The sequence below is a fragment of the Thalassotalea sp. Sam97 genome, from assembly GCF_041379765.1.
GTDB lineage: Bacteria > Pseudomonadota > Gammaproteobacteria > Enterobacterales > Alteromonadaceae > Thalassotalea_A > Thalassotalea_A maritima.
On the sequence record NZ_CP166919.1, the window covers coordinates 1,164,420 to 1,180,033 of the forward strand.

Genomic DNA, 15,614 nt, shown 5'->3' on the forward strand with positions numbered 1-15,614 from the left:
GGTTGAAGGCGTTCAAATTATATAATACTTAACTACAGCAGAGTTAGTGATGGCTTACTCCTTTACTGCCATCAAGCACTTGATGGTGCTCAATCCAATGCCAATCGTAAAATAGATCTGTGTATTCAACCAAAATACCCGACTTAATCATAATCAAACCGACAATAGTTAATACGATAGTATACGGAAATGCCATATACACCATACGAGAATACGATAAGCGGATTAACGGTGCAATCGCAGAGGTCAGTAAGAATAAGAACGCTGCTTGACCATTAGGCGTAGCTACCGATGGTAGGTTGGTACCAGTGTTGATGGCGACCGCTAACATGTCGAATTGATCACGAGTAATATGGCCATCAATAAGCGCTTGTTTTACTTCGGTGATATAAACGGTACCAACGAACACGTTATCACTGACCATAGATAAGAAGCCATTAGCGAGATAGAACATGACTAACTGCATGTCGCCTTCGTAAGTAAGTACCCAATTGATCACAGGGGTAAATAGCTGTTGATCGATAATCACCGCAACCACGGCGAAAAACACAGCTAATAATGCGGTAAATGGTAACGCTTCTTCAAAGGCATGGCCAATTTGATGCTCTTCAATAACGCCGGTAAAAGCGGTCGCTAAAATAATCACCGTAAGGCCAATCAGACCAACCGATGCAACATGAAACGCCAAACCTAAGATAAGCCAAATAGCGATTAGGCCTTGTGAAATAAGTTGAACGTTGTCTGCACGGGTGCGCGCTTTGCTCTGTTCATGGTCAAATTCAACCAAAATAGTACGCACGTTTTCTGGCAGCTCTGCGCCATAAGAAAACCACTTGAATTTTTCCAGGCAAAAACACGTGAGTAAACCGAAAATCAATACAGGCAAGGTTACTGGTGCCATACGAATGGCAAATTCAATAAACTCCCAGCCCGCTTGCTCGGCGATGATTAAGTTTTGTGGCTCGCCCACTTTCGTCATTACCCCACCAAGCGCGGTACCAATACCAGCATGCATCAATAGGTTGCGCAAGTAAGCACGAAATCCTTCTAAATCATTGCGAGAATAATCCGGCAGCGTTTCGTCATTATTTGAATCATAGGTCTCTATGTGACCACCAGAAGCGACTTTGTGGTAAACAGAATAAAACCCTACGGCAACGCTGATGATTACGGCAATGACCGTTAACGCATCCAAGAACGCCGATAAAAAGGCACTGGCCAAACAAAACATCAACGAGACGATAACTTTTGAGCGTATCTTGGTGATGATTTTGGTAAATAAGAACAACAACAGGCTCTTCATAAAGTAGATACCTGCAACCATAAAAATTAAGAGCAGAATCACTTCAAGATTCATTTCTATTTCATGCAGTACCTGCGAGGAAGACGTCATGCCAATGGCAACTGCCTGAATAGCAAGTAAACCACCTGGCTGCAGAGGATAGCATTTGAGAGCCATTGCCAGAGTAAAGATAAACTCGAGCACCAAAGCCCAGCCGGCGACGTACGGCGAGATGTAGAAGAAAATGAACGGGTTTAGTACCAAGAATGCGATAATGGTGAATTTATACCATTGCGGCGCCTGACCCAAAAAGTTGCGGATCAGCGCTTGAGAATAAGATAGTTGCATAATGCAGCCCACTTCAGTTAAAAATGATCACATTTTTATCAATCTGCTTACGTGATTAACAAATATTAACATTCTGATACGCTTGTAAATATTTGTTAGATAACAGGTTGTCGTTTAAATGTGGTGGTATTCTAAAGTACCCCTAGTATCAGGTAAACTGAAATTTGCAGCTTTTCAGAGCTGGTTAACATTTTTTTACCTTGACATACTCTGGTACAATCAGTTTATATAAGCACAATAATAGAAATTATGGGTCGATCCGCGCATTTTGGGCAAGTTTCTATCTGGTTTCGGATCGCAGTATTGGAACAAAAATGATTATTAAGGCACAAAGTCCAGCAGGTTTTGCGGAACAATATATTGTTGAGTCAATATGGAATGGCGGCTTTCCACCTGGTTCAATTTTACCAGCGGAACGTGAACTATCGGAATTAATTGGCGTAACGCGCACCACCTTGCGTGAAGTGTTACAACGTCTGGCACGTGATGGCTGGTTAACGATCCAGCATGGCAAGCCGACCAAAGTGAATGACTTTTGGGAAACGTGTGGCTTAAATATTTTGAGTCGCTTAGCCGAGCTTGATCAAGATGGTATTCCTGATTTGGTTGAAAACTTGTTATCGGCTCGCACCAACATCAGCGCCATCTATATTCGCGGTGGCATAAAAAATAACCCGCAAAAAGTTATCGAGCTACTTGAAAGCGCTGTCGCTCAAGCATCTGATGATGGTGAGACGTTTGCAGCCAATGACTACCAGTTGCATCATGACTTAGCGCTAGCATCAAATAACCCAATTTATGTGTTAGTACTAAATGGCTTTAAAAACTTGTATTCGCGTTTAGGTGGCGTTTACTTTGCTAACGATAATGCACGCGCTATAACGGTTGACTTTTACAAGCGTCTTATTGAATTAGCCAAACAAGGTGAATTCACCGAGTCAGTATATGCGGTGCGTGAGCATGGTTTGATGCAAATTCCGGTTTGGAATGACATCAAAGAACAAGTGATGACTGAGCTAGCTCAGTAATTTCCTTTCGTCAAAGCACGAATAATATCAAAAAATAACGACAACCGTTGAAAAGCGGTTGTCGTTTTACCTTAAATCCTAGTAAACTACTCGGACTTTTATTATTTGCGCTAACAGCGCTGTATCAACGTTAGAGGAATCTATGGATACCATCGAAAAAATCAAACAGCAAATCGCTGAAAACCCTATTTTGATCTTTATGAAGGGCTCGCCTAAGTTGCCTAGCTGTGGCTTTTCAGCACAAGCGTCACAAGCATTGATGTCGTGTGGTGAGAAGTTTGCTTATGTTGATATTTTACAAAACCCTGATATCCGCGCTGAGTTACCAAAATACGCTAACTGGCCGACGTTCCCACAATTATGGGTTGAAGGTGAGTTGATTGGTGGTTGTGACATTATCTTGGAAATGTTCCAACAAGGTGAATTGCAACCGCTTATCAAAGAAACAGCAGCTAAGTACAGCGACGCTGAATAAAATAATAAAAAATTGATCCTGACTCTTGTATTTGCAGTAATGACCTCCATATTTAATCGCAGGTAGCAAATATTAGAGTCGCAAGCTTCATAAAAATAAGCTTATTGATAATATGAGCTAATAGTTAGCATTAACAAAAACGGAGAAAACCATGAGTGTATTAGTAGGTCGTCCAGCACCTGACTTTACCGCAGCAGCTGTTTTAGGTAGCGGTGAGATCGTTGAAAACTTCAACCTTGCAGAAACCATCAAAGGTAAGAAAGCGGTTATCTTTTTCTACCCACTAGATTTCACTTTCGTATGTCCATCAGAGCTTATCGCTTTTGATCACCGTATGGATGAATTCAAGAGCCGTGGCGTTGAAGTTATCGGTGTTTCTATCGATTCTCAATTCTCTCACAATGCATGGCGTAACACGCCAGTAAACGAAGGTGGTATTGGTCCAGTTCAATACACTTTGGTTGCTGACGTTAAGCACGAAATCTGTCAAGCATACGACGTTGAGCACCCAGAAGCTGGCGTTGCGTTCCGTGGTTCATTCCTAATCGATGAAGAAGGTAACGTACGTCACCAAGTAGTTAACGATTTACCATTAGGTCGTAACGTTGACGAAATGCTTCGCATGATCGACGCACTTTCTTTCCACCAAGAGCACGGCGAAGTATGTCCAGCTGGTTGGAACAAAGGTGACAAAGGTATGACAGCGTCTCCAGAAGGTGTTGCATCTTACCTAGCGGACAACGCGAAAGAATTATAATTTTTGTTCGTTATTGAACTGAAATAAATATTTGAAAAGCTGCTTTTATAAGCAGCTTTTTTTGTGTCTATCGTTAGGGAAGATACAAAAAACGCTCTAAACAGAGCGCTTATATCGAGATGATATTGTTTTTATTCTTCAAGTGGCGCACTTTCAGCAGATTGCTCGGCTAAAGGCCAGCCACCCAGTTGCTGCCATTTATTGACGATATAACAGAACAGCTCAGCAGTTTTTGCTGTATCGTATAAAGCGCTGTGGGCTTCTTTATTGTTAAAACCAAGTCCGGCACTATCACATGCCTTAGCCAGTACCGTTTGACCAAGCGCTAGGCCAGATAAGGTTGCGGTGTCGAAACTTGCGAAAGGGTGAAACGGACTACGCTTTATGTTACCACGCTCAGTGGCAGCATTAACAAAACCAAGATCAAAGGCAGCATTATGAGCCACCATTATCGCTCGCTGACAGCCATAACCTTTCATTTCCTTACGGATACGTTTAAATATACTTTTTAGCGCTTCATCTTCTGGTACGGCAGCACGCAGCGCGCAGTATGGATCAATTCCCGTAAACTCTAATGCGGCAGGTTCTAAATTAGCACCTGCAAATGGTTCAACGTTAAAGGAAATGGTTTCTTTTACGGATAGTAAACCAGTGATTTCATCCATGTGTAAAATACTGGCGGCAATTTCCAGTAGTGCGTCGGTTTGGGCATTAAAGCCGGCCGTTTCAACATCGACAACAACCGGGTAGTAACCACGAAAGCGCTGCGCAAATAAAGTTTTTTCAGAAGCCATAAATGTGGATGGAAATGATGAAGTTGAGATTAATAATGGCGTTATTATCGCAAAAATAAGCCCCTAATACACTTATTTACTACAAAAAAATCTCTGCTAAATGCTGACAGGTGTTAAGTAGGTTAGCTGTGGTTAAATGATTAAGGAGCAGAGTCAGAGAAGATTAAAAAGCCTAATGATTAGGCTTTTTAATGACGATCACATCCACTTCATGGTGGTGTTTTTGTTCAGCAACAATGACGCGGATATCTGTCTCTAAATGTTCAAATTGCATTTCAAGACGTCCATATTGTACGCGCTCGGAAAACGGCGAACCATATTGAGTATTGTAGAATTGCTTTATTGTGGCAATATCAGCTTTGGTAAAGTAATTGACCATAGCAGGGTATTTGTCATTGAATTGTGCAAACACACGTGCATCACTTAATACGGCGATTTCTGCAGGTTGCTGGCTTGTTTCATTAGCCGTCGCGTTGATAGTGGTAGTGGCGATAAGGAGCGCCGAAAAGGTCAATTTAAGCAACAAATTCATGAGTTATCTTATTTTTGTTTTAATTACACTCTACTTTACGGTGAATTTACCATGCTGGTCAAGCTTGCATGTACGATTAAACCCTGTAGACTGCGCCTAAAAACGCATGTAGAACAAATAAAGGGGAACACATTGAAACGTTGCGCTATCTTAACTATGGATTGTCTAGATGACTTTGAGGTGTACGATCAACTTTTAGATCAGCCGTTAGCTAAATTAGGTTGGCAAACTGAGCTTGTATCGTGGCACAAGCAAGATGTTAATTGGGATCAATTCGATGTGGTACTGATTCGTACGCCTTGGGATTACCAAGACGACGCAGCAAAGTTTATGCACGTGTTAGCCGCAATTGAAAACTCATCGGCGGTGTTAGAAAATTCGATCAATATTGTTGATTGGAACATCAATAAAAAATACTTACGCGAACTCCAGCAACACGGCGTATGTATTGTCCCAACATTGTGGCAAGAGCAGTATGATGCGCAGCTTATTGCGGATTATTTTAATCAACTCGATAGCGAACAAATTGTTATCAAACCATGTGTTAGCGCGAATGCTGACAACACGTTTTGGTTAACCAGAGACAGCTGGGCGCAATACAGTCAGGCACTTGCTAAGGCATTTGCTAGCCGTGATTTTATGGTGCAACCGTTTATGCAAAGCGTGGTAGATGAAGGTGAGTTTTCCTGCTTTTATTTCGACGGCCACTACAGTCACAGCATTTTAAAAACGCCGAAGCAAGGCGACTTTCGGGTTCAAGAGGAGCATGGTGGTCAGCTGCGCCTGGTGACAGCTGAAGCGAGACTAAAGCAGCAAGCGGATCATGCCATGCAGCAATTAGCAAAAGTAGATAACATGCCTATGTATGCACGTGTCGATTTTGTCCGCATGGGCGATGAATTTGCCATGATGGAAGCCGAACTTATTGAGCCGTCGCTGTATTTTAATATGGACGAAAACGCCGCGCCGCTGTTTGCTCGCCTATTCGCTGAGCGTATGCAGCGACTTTATAACCTGTAAACCAAGTTATTCTGTTATGACAGCTTAATCGCTGAGTAAGAGGGTAGCAGTAAGGCTTGCTGTTACCCTCGATTATACTTGCTCGACTTGTTTTTATCTATCTGCTTAGACGTTGGCGACGATAATCGTACGCAGCGGTGCAGGATAGCCTTCAATGGTTTTGTTTGGATCATTCGGATCAAGAAAGTCCTGTAATGACTCGGTATCCATCCACTTAGTTTTACGCTGCTCTTCGAAAGCCGTTTGATCAGTATTGACCACGCGAACGTTTTTAAAGCCTAAGCGTTGCATCCAAAATACTAACGCTGCACTACTTGGGATAAACCACACGTTGCGCATTTTCGCATAGCGCTCGCCAGGTACCAGTACGGTGTTTTCATCGCCTTCAATAACTAAGGTTTCCAGTACCAACTCACCACCAGGAGCTAGTTGCGCTTTAAGTTGCTGTAAAAAATCGATAGGCGACTTGCGATGGTAAAGTACGCCCATAGCAAATACGGTATCGAAGGCTTTTAATTCGGGTAAATGCTCCACTCCAAGCGGTAACAGATTGACAGCATCATCGTTTATGAAGTGCTGCATCGCTTGAAATTGCATCATAAACAGCTGAGTAGGGTCGATACCAACGACAAACTTTGCACCTGCACCACGCATTCGCCATAAGTGATAACCGCTACCACAGCCGATATCCAGTACATAGCGATTGTTCAAGTCACTGATATGCGGTGCCAGTCTGTCCCATTTAAAATCACTGCGCCATTCGGTATCAATATGCACTCCATGAACATGATATGGGCCTTTACGCCATGGCTTTAGGTTTTTTAACAACGCCTCGATGCGCTTTTGCTGGCCAAGATTGATATCGCCGTCACGACCAATGGTGACACTGGTGCTGATATCAATGTGATTTGGTTGGGTTTTAGGTAATGCATCGATGGTTTTTTGCCATTTACTGAATTCACCATGTAATTCATTTTTTTGCCAGTCAGCGAGTTGCTGCGGTAACGAGGTTAACCAGTGTGCTAATCGATTGCCGGCGATTTGTTGATAAAATTTGTTAAAAAGAGTCATGCTTATTTCATTGCGATTAAAGAGAAAAAGTTAAAACACTGGAACCACGTTGTGCGATGAGCAAAGCCAGCTTGCTGCAAGCGTTGGTAATGGGTTTCAAGAATGTCTGGTTTCATAACGTGCTCGATAGCGGCACGCTTTTGGGCGATTTCTAAATCGCTGTAACCATTGGCTCGTTTGAAGTCATGATGTAGATCATTGAGTAGCTCTCGACAGGTCTCATCCTTGTCATAAATTTTCTCAGACAACAATAGTACACCGCCGGGAACCAAGGCTTGGTAGATTTTATTTAGCAACTGTTGGCGTTGCTGTGGCTCAATAAACTGCAGCGTAAAATTAAGGACCACTATCGATGCGTTTTCCATAGGCTCCGTCAATATATCGCCTTCTTTGACAACACACGGTGTGCTTGCTTTAAAGGCATTAACATGCATTTGACAGCGTTTGACCATGTCTTTGGAATTATCAATAGCAATGATTTGGCAGTTGTCTGCCTCGATATTTTGCCGCATTGCTAGGCTAGCAGCGCCGAGCGAGCAACCTAAGTCATAAATATTGGTGTTATTTTTGGCAAAGCGGTTACTGAGTTGGCCGATGGTTTCTATGATGGTACTGTAGCCTGGCACCGAACGTTTTATCATGTCAGGAAAAACTTCCACAACGTGTTCGTCAAAGCGAAAATCAGCAACCTTGGCTTGTGGTTTCGAATATATTAAATCAGTGTGTTTATTGGTCATTTTGGTGGGTTGTTATCGTTTATTGGTTAGCGACATGCTAACGCCATCACGTTCTTGCTAGTGAAGTTTATCGTAAATTGGCCGTGAGGGAAAATAATTGCCGATTTTAGCCGTCCTTTATGCCCAGATCTGTCACATTGATGGCAACTAATCTGCTGTTTTACTTATGCTTTGCTAAAATGAACAGTATTGTTACCTGATTACAGATCTATATGGCAAAAATTACCCTTGTTGTCGTATTGATACTTCTTATGAGTCCTTGGTTGGTGCGTTCAGCGCCTCAAGAAAAAGATTTATACGTGGTTGCCTATTGCAATAATGTATATCCATTTCAGTATCATCGCGATGGTGAAGCAACAGGGGTACTCATTGATCTATGGCAGCTGTGGGCTAAAAAGCAAAACGTACGCATTAAGTTTGTAGGTTATGATAACGCGAAGTGTGTGCCTGCGGTCGATGAGCCAATGATCGATTTTCACGCCGGTTTATTAGCAACCAACGACCAAGGCGTTAAGTACCATAAAAGCCAACCTTTATTAAAAAACCAGAATTATTTCTATATTCCTGTTGATGCGGCTCATCTGAGCAACGTGAGCCACTTACAGCCGTATGTGATAGGTGTTGTTGGCGATAATGCGGTTGAACGGATGCTAAAAAATCGGTATCCGAATGTCGTTATTAAGCGTTTTAGGTCGATAGATAAGCTTTATGATGCCGCTATCACCGGTGCCATTCGTGTGTTTGCCGATACGGCTGAAGGCTATCGGCGCTATGCTCGTTTTCAACAGTTACGGACGTTATACCCTAGCGCCAATCGAATTTTACTGGGCGAAAATGAGCTGTTCGCTGCAGTGAAAACGGAGAATAAGCAACTACTTGATTTTATTAACCAGGGCCTAGCAAAGCTCAGTGAACAAGAAAAAGACTGGCTTGGCTTTCGACACATTAAAAAGGAGTTTGGTGACGATAGTCTGTTAGTTGGATATTCACCAGACTTATCACCTTTTATGTCGCAGGGAGAAAAGGGACGAGCGCAAGGGCTGTTTATTGATATGTGGCGACGCTGGGCTGATAAACAACAACTCATTCTTGAGTTTGTGCCGGTTAAGCAGACAAGTATCGAGAAAGCGTTTGAGTCAGGTATTATTGACGTTCATGCAGGTTTGCCATTAAGTCAACAAAGTAAGCAGCGCTACCGTGAACTTTGGCCGATATACCGCTCGCAAGCACGTTTTTTTGCCCATAAAGATAACTTACAGATTGATGATTTTAGTAAAGTTAATCGCGCCAGTGTCGGCGTTATAACGGATTCTGCTTATGCTGAGGCTGTACAACAAAACTATCCTAACCTTCTTATCTCCGAACGCTACTTAATCGCAAATTTGGTGAGTGACAGCGTGGACGGCAAAACCATTGGCTTTATTGCAAGCGAAGAGGCTGGTCGGGAATATTTATCACGAGCAAACTTAACATCATCATTTACCGTACGCGGCATGCCCAAATTTGACGCGAGTTATCTAAGTTTTACGGCTAATAACAGGGCCAATCACCATCCGTTACTGCAAGGCAAACAGATGTTAACGGAGCAAGAAACGCAACAAGTTATTGAGTGTTGGTTTACTCTCCAACACAGTCAACAACAAACCGAATACTTTGTTAATTTGACTGATAAAGAAATGAGCTTAATAGCGCGCAAACAACGTTTTAATGTCGGCACGATTAGTCATTGGAAGCCGTTTTCATTTGTAAATAGTCAAGGCCAGGTTGCAGGCGTTAACCAAGACATTTTACATGCGCTACACAGGTTAACGAGTATCGATTTTAACCTGATGGTATACCCTAACTGGCAAACCATGCGACAGGCTTTCGCTACCGATGAGCTTGATGTCATGATGACGATGACAGCAAAGCCAAAGGGCGACTCGATACCGCTAACAACCAAAAATTATTGGCCGTCTCGATGGGGTGTTATACATACCTTGGACAATTTGAATAGCGACAGTGTCGATGCATTGCATGGTTACAAAGTTGGCATTTTCGCGCACCGCAATACCATTGAATACTTACGAGAGAATCATCCATCAATCGAGTTAACCGTAGTTAACGATACCACCGAGGCGAATCGGTTATTAAAATCGCAACAAATTGATGCCTATATTGACTATTTTTTGGTTGTTAGTGCTTTGCTTGAAGAGCTCGAGAGTCGTCAGACTGCGGTTGCTTATTTACACAATTTACCCAATGAACAAAACGTGATGGCAATTAATAGCCGTTATCCGGAATTAGTGGGGATATTTGACAAGGCCATTGATAAGCTAAGCGAAGAGGAAATTGATAATATTCGAGACAGTTGGGTTCGCACTGTTATCCAAGAAGGTTTAGATGCAAAAGTTGTTTATCGAACCAGTATTTTGGTCGGGGCGTTAGGCGTTACGGTATTGCTATCTATCTTGTTTTGGACCTATCGAATGCGCCGAGAAATTGCCAAGCGAAAAGCGTTAGAGCGTCAATTGCGTTTTGCTGCGACTCATGATCATTTAACCAAGCTGGCCAGTCGCAATTTACTTGAACAATTGCTGGAGCAGACGATTGCGGTTCACCGTCGATACCAACGAATGTTTGCAGTGTTATTCATTGATATCGATGGTTTTAAGCCTGTAAACGATAGTTATGGTCACGATGCAGGCGATAAGTTATTGATTGAAATAGCCAATATTTTGCGACACACAGTACGTAGCTCGGACCTCGTAGCTCGGGTTGGCGGTGATGAATTTGTTATCGTTGTTAATGATATTGGCAACATTGATACAGCAAAAAATATGGCACAAAAGGTGATTGAGGCCCTCGCTGATAAGGTGTTGATTGATGCTTTAAAAATACACATTGGTGCCAGTATCGGCATTGCCGTATATCCAACAGATGGCGACGACAGAAGGGAATTGCTTAAGGTTGCTGATTCACGTATGTATCGAGCAAAAGCGTCAGGCAAAAACAACTATTATTTAGCAGCGAAAAATGTTTAAGCAACGGGTGACATTGTGGTGCTTTTCGCTATAATACCGGGCTTTATAGAGACGTCTTTGTGCGCGCAATGGACTGATAGCGAGTATCGTTTGATATAACATCACTTGTATAGCGATGTTGAGCGCAGATTTTTAACAAGGCGAGAATAGATAATTGAATTCAGGATATTTGACAATGCGTAGCGTATTTTGTGGTGAGATAAATGAATCTCACATTGGTCAAGAAATTACCTTATGTGGTTGGGTAAACCGTCGTCGTGATTTAGGGGCGGTTATCTTTTTGGACTTGCGTGATCGAGAAGGCATTGTGCAAGTGGTATTCGACCCAGACTTACCCGAAGTGCTCGAGGTTGCCAATACGTTACGTAACGAGTTTTGTGTGCAGGTAAAAGGTAAAGTACGTGCACGTCCTGAATCGCAAGTGAACAAAGATATGGCAACCGGTGCTATTGAGGTTCTTGGTTTAGAGTTAAATATTTTAAACAAATCCGCGCCATTACCGCTGGATTTTAACCAAGAGAATAGCGAAGAAAACCGCTTAAGATACCGTTACTTAGACTTACGTCGTCCAGAAATGACTGAGCGCTTGCGTTTTCGTGCCAAAGTCACCTCAGCGGTACGTCGTTCGTTAGAAAGTCAAGGTTTCATGGATATCGAAACGCCTATTCTAACCGCCGCAACGCCAGAAGGTGCGCGTGATTACTTGGTACCAAGTCGTACTCACAAAGGTAGTTTTTTCGCATTGCCACAATCACCACAATTGTTTAAACAATTATTGATGATGTCGGGTCAAGAACGTTATTACCAAATCGTAAAATGTTTCCGTGATGAAGACTTACGTGCTGACCGCCAGCCAGAGTTTACGCAAATCGATATCGAAACGTCATTCATGACGGCTGAGCAGGTGATGGATGTAACTGAAACCATGATCCGCGAACTATTCCAAGATTTACTGAATGTCGATTTAGGTAAGTTCCCGCATATGACCTACGCTGAAGCAATGACGCGCTATGGTTCAGATAAACCAGATTTACGTAACCCACTGGAAATGGTTGACGTTGCAGATATCTTAAAAGACGTTGAATTTAAAGTATTCAGTGGTCCTGCCAACGATGACAAAGGTCGCGTAGCTGTAATTTGTGTACCAGGTGGTGCAGATAAGTTCTCTCGTAAGAACATTGATGAATACACTAAGTTTGTCGGCATTTACGGTGCTAAAGGCTTAGCATGGATGAAGGTTAATGACTTAGATGCTGGCATGGAAGGTATTCAGTCGCCAATTCTAAAATTCTTACCAGAAGCCGCAGTTAAGGCGTTATTAGAACGCACTAACGCGAAATCAGGTGACATTATCTTCTTTGGTGCTGATAACTATACTGTCGTAACCGAAGCATTAGGTGCATTGCGCCTGAAGTTAGGTGAAGATTTAGGTATCGTGAGCGATGAGTGGAAGCCTCTATGGGTTGTTGATTTCCCTATGTTTGAGGAAGCTGACGGTCACTTACATGCACTTCACCATCCATTCACTGCACCAACAGGCTTAACAGCAGAAGAGCTTGAAGCCAACCCAATTGGCGCATTATCAAATGCGTACGACATGGTGTTAAATGGCTGCGAGCTAGGTGGTGGTTCAGTGCGTATTCACAACCAAGAGATGCAAGCTGCGGTATTTAGAATTTTGGGTATCTCAGATGAAGAAGCACAAGAAAAATTTGGCTTCTTATTAGAAGCGTTACGCTATGGTACACCACCTCATGCTGGTTTAGCGTTTGGTTTAGATCGCTTGGTTATGTTAATGACGGGCGCATCGTCAATCCGTGACGTAATGGCATTCCCGAAAACAACAACGGCAGCATGTCCATTAACGAATGCTCCGGGTAAGGCCAATCCAGAACAATTGCAAGAGCTAGGTGTTGCGTCGATTGTTGAAAAGCAAGACGAAAAATAAAACGCCAAAGGTGTGAATAAACAAAGCCTCGTACTATGCGAGGCTTTGTCGTTGTGTAGCAAGCTGTTTTTAAGGGAGTATTTCCATTAGGTGAAATTCTCTTTATGCTAAATGGCTAAGGCCGTTTTGTTAGCAACCAACACAAAAGTTAATATTTGATGAGTATCATATTAGGGATAGATCCAGGATCACGTATCACCGGTTATGGGGTGATTTACAAACAGGGACGCAAATTTCAATATCTAGGCAGTGGCTGTATCAAAACGATATCGGCCGGTGACGATATGGCAAAGCGCTTGCAAGTTATTTTTGCCGGTGTAACAGAACTTATTACTCAGTTTAACCCTGATATGTTTGCTATTGAGCAAGTGTTTATGGGGTTGAACCCAGCAGGCGCGCTCAAGCTTGGTCAAGCGCGTGGCGCGGCTATTGTTGCGGCGACCAATGCCGATCTTGACGTAGCGGAATATTCGGCACGGCAAATTAAACAAGCCGTTGTGGGGACAGGAGCTGCGAAAAAAGAGCAAGTGCAGCACATGGTTGCCAGTATTCTAAAATTGCCGGCCCTACCTCAAGCAGATGCAGCTGATGCATTAGCCGTGGCGATATGCCACGCCCATAGTTATGACTCATTAATAAAAATGGCAGGGCAGGCGAGTAAAACGGTAAGAGGTCGACTGCGCTAGTTGGACAAAATTTAATAACGAAGCCATAAAACTGGTTTACTATATATTTATACAGTGGTACTGTATGGGCATCATCGTTATAACTTAGTGGGAAAGATTGTGATAGGACGTTTACGCGGGCTATTAGTTGAAAAACAAGCACCTGAAATAGTCATTGAATGTCAAGGTGTTGGCTATGAGGTTACCTTACCCATGACCAGCTTTTACCATTTACCTGCAATTGGCCAAGAGGTCATCATTTACACTCACTTCGCGGTACGAGAAGACGCCCAATTGCTGTATGGCTTTGCCAACCAAACTGAGCGCAAACTGTTTCGTTTGTTAATTAAAGTAAATGGTGTTGGTCCCAAATTGGCGTTAGCTATTTTATCTAACATGTCAGCGAACCAGTTTGTTCATTGCGTAAACTTAGATGATGTTACCACCATAGTTAAAATTCCTGGTGTTGGTAAAAAAACAGCAGAGCGGTTGTTAATTGAGATGCGCGACAAATTAAAAGACTGGGGCTTGGACATTGAAACGCCAGTTACCGACTCAGTCGAGTTTGAGCTTGTGGCAGGTGAAGTTGCATTGACAACGGTGAGCAATGCTAAAGATGATGCAATAACGGCGTTAGTATCACTTGGTTATAAGCAAGCGCAAGCAGATAAAGCCGTAAAAGCCGTATATCAGCAAGAAATGAGCTCAGAAGAGCTTATTCGCGATGCTCTTAAATCCATGTTATAAGCAAATAAATTATGATTGAAGCCGATCGTTTAATACAGCCTACGCTGAATAAAGAAGAAGAAACCATCGATAGAGCGATTCGTCCGAAAATGCTCGATGATTACACTGGCCAAGACCATGTAAAAGAGCAGATGGACATCTTTATTCAAGCGGCAAAAAAGCGTAACGAACCATTAGATCATTTATTGATTTTTGGACCACCGGGCTTGGGTAAGACCACGTTAGCGAATATCGTTGCCAATGAAATGGGTGTCAATATTCGCACCACATCGGGGCCAGTGCTTGAAAAAGCCGGCGACTTGGCAGCACTGTTGACCAACCTTGAAGAAAACGATGTATTGTTTATTGACGAAATTCATCGTTTAAGCCCTATGGTTGAAGAAATCTTGTATCCAGCGATGGAAGATTATCAACTGGATATTATGATTGGCGAGGGGCCTGCTGCTCGCTCGATTAAACTTGACTTACCTCCCTTTACGTTAATAGGCGCCACTACTCGTGCTGGTGCGCTGACATCGCCACTGCGCGATCGCTTTGGTATTGTGCAACGTTTGGAGTTTTACAAAGTTGCCGACTTACAGAGCATCATTTCCCGTAGCGCCCATTTTTTAAATGTTGACCTTGATGATGAAGGCGCATTAGAAGTTGCTAAACGCTCGCGTGGTACGCCACGTATCGCGAATCGCTTGTTACGTCGGGTACGCGATTTTGCCGAGGTGAAAAATAACGGTAAAGCCTGTCAGCAAACATCAACCAATGCATTAAATATGCTAGAGGTTGACTCTGAAGGTTTCGATCTTATGGACCGTAAATTATTGCTCGCCATTATAGAAAAATTTGATGGCGGTCCGGTCGGATTAGATAATATTGCCGCAGCGATTGGCGAAGAACGCGAAACCATTGAAGATGTGATTGAACCCTTTTTGATCCAGCAAGGTTTTTTACAGCGCACGCCACGAGGTCGTATTGCAACATCCAAAGCATATTTGCATTTTGGTTTTGATATAAAAGAGTAAGGTTATATATAATCATTTAGCCTTACTTTTTGAGTGAAATTCAATATCTGTGTTTTAACGCTAAGGCGCATCAAACATCTTAAAACTGCTAGCTTCAGTTTACTCGAAAAAGAGTAAATCAGTAATGATGATAAACATCATCTGGTAAGGTGATACTTATTACTCCTCAGA

The 15,614-nt window shown here is 42.7% G+C and carries 14 protein-coding genes; 9 read left to right on the top strand and 5 right to left on the bottom strand.

What is annotated here, in order from left to right:
* Positions 1-43 precede the first annotated feature (43 nt).
* Positions 44-1,630: a sodium/proton antiporter NhaB gene (gene nhaB / locus ACAX20_RS05125; RefSeq protein WP_371189040.1), complete on the bottom strand. Its 1,587-nt coding sequence runs from the start codon at positions 1,628-1,630 to the stop codon at positions 44-46.
* Between the two features lie 314 nt (positions 1,631-1,944).
* On the opposite strand from nhaB, the gene fadR reads away from it, so the two are divergent.
* From fadR to ACAX20_RS05140, 3 genes are all read left to right on the top strand, one after another.
* On the top strand, positions 1,945-2,658 hold the full coding sequence (gene fadR, locus ACAX20_RS05130; RefSeq protein WP_371189041.1) for a fatty acid metabolism transcriptional regulator FadR: 714 nt from the start codon (positions 1,945-1,947) through the stop codon (positions 2,656-2,658).
* 142 nt (positions 2,659-2,800) lie between these two features.
* Positions 2,801-3,133, top strand: coding sequence for a Grx4 family monothiol glutaredoxin (locus ACAX20_RS05135; RefSeq protein ID WP_371189042.1), 333 nt, complete (start codon positions 2,801-2,803; stop codon positions 3,131-3,133).
* 151 nt (positions 3,134-3,284) lie between these two features.
* Entirely contained in the window at positions 3,285-3,890 is a 606-nt protein-coding gene (locus tag ACAX20_RS05140) for a peroxiredoxin (protein ID WP_371189043.1), read from the top strand.
* Positions 3,891-4,021: 131 nt separating this feature from the next.
* Here the strand turns inward: ACAX20_RS05140 and rnt are convergent, their stop codons facing one another.
* A complete protein-coding gene (gene rnt / locus ACAX20_RS05145) occupies positions 4,022-4,684 on the bottom strand; it encodes a ribonuclease T (protein ID WP_371189044.1) in 663 nt (220 codons plus the stop codon).
* A 172-nt stretch (positions 4,685-4,856) separates the two neighbouring features.
* Entirely contained in the window at positions 4,857-5,216 is a 360-nt protein-coding gene (locus ACAX20_RS05150; protein ID WP_371189046.1) for a hypothetical protein, read from the bottom strand.
* Between the two features lie 132 nt (positions 5,217-5,348).
* Here ACAX20_RS05150 and ACAX20_RS05155 point away from each other — a divergent pair, with 132 nt between their 5' ends.
* Positions 5,349-6,236, top strand: a complete 888-nt coding sequence (locus ACAX20_RS05155; protein WP_371189048.1) for a RimK family alpha-L-glutamate ligase — start codon at positions 5,349-5,351, stop codon at positions 6,234-6,236.
* Positions 6,237-6,341: 105 nt separating this feature from the next.
* Here the strand turns inward: ACAX20_RS05155 and cmoB are convergent, their stop codons facing one another.
* Both cmoB and cmoA read right to left on the bottom strand, forming a co-directional pair.
* Positions 6,342-7,307, bottom strand: coding sequence for a tRNA 5-methoxyuridine(34)/uridine 5-oxyacetic acid(34) synthase CmoB (cmoB, locus tag ACAX20_RS05160; RefSeq protein ID WP_371189050.1), 966 nt, complete (start codon positions 7,305-7,307; stop codon positions 6,342-6,344).
* Positions 7,308-7,309: 2 nt separating this feature from the next.
* A complete protein-coding gene (gene cmoA, locus ACAX20_RS05165) occupies positions 7,310-8,044 on the bottom strand; it encodes a carboxy-S-adenosyl-L-methionine synthase CmoA (protein WP_371189051.1) in 735 nt (244 codons plus the stop codon).
* Between the two features lie 212 nt (positions 8,045-8,256).
* On the opposite strand from cmoA, the gene ACAX20_RS05170 reads away from it, so the two are divergent.
* From ACAX20_RS05170 to ruvB, 5 genes are all read left to right on the top strand, one after another.
* The gene (locus ACAX20_RS05170) at positions 8,257-11,067 is read left to right on the top strand and encodes a diguanylate cyclase domain-containing protein (RefSeq protein ID WP_371189052.1); all 2,811 of its coding nucleotides are present in this window, start codon (positions 8,257-8,259) and stop codon (positions 11,065-11,067) included.
* Positions 11,068-11,242: 175 nt separating this feature from the next.
* Entirely contained in the window at positions 11,243-13,015 is a 1,773-nt protein-coding gene (aspS, locus tag ACAX20_RS05175) for an aspartate--tRNA ligase (protein ID WP_371189054.1), read from the top strand.
* A 158-nt stretch (positions 13,016-13,173) separates the two neighbouring features.
* On the top strand, positions 13,174-13,701 hold the full coding sequence (gene ruvC, locus ACAX20_RS05180) for a crossover junction endodeoxyribonuclease RuvC (protein ID WP_371189056.1): 528 nt from the start codon (positions 13,174-13,176) through the stop codon (positions 13,699-13,701).
* Between the two features lie 99 nt (positions 13,702-13,800).
* Complete coding sequence (ruvA, locus tag ACAX20_RS05185) at positions 13,801-14,427, top strand: Holliday junction branch migration protein RuvA (protein WP_371189058.1); 627 nt, start codon at positions 13,801-13,803, stop codon at positions 14,425-14,427.
* Positions 14,428-14,438: 11 nt separating this feature from the next.
* Positions 14,439-15,443 (top strand): Holliday junction branch migration DNA helicase RuvB, encoded by a 1,005-nt coding sequence (gene ruvB, locus ACAX20_RS05190; RefSeq protein WP_371189060.1) that lies wholly within the window; start codon positions 14,439-14,441, stop codon positions 15,441-15,443.
* Positions 15,444-15,614 lie beyond the last annotated feature (171 nt).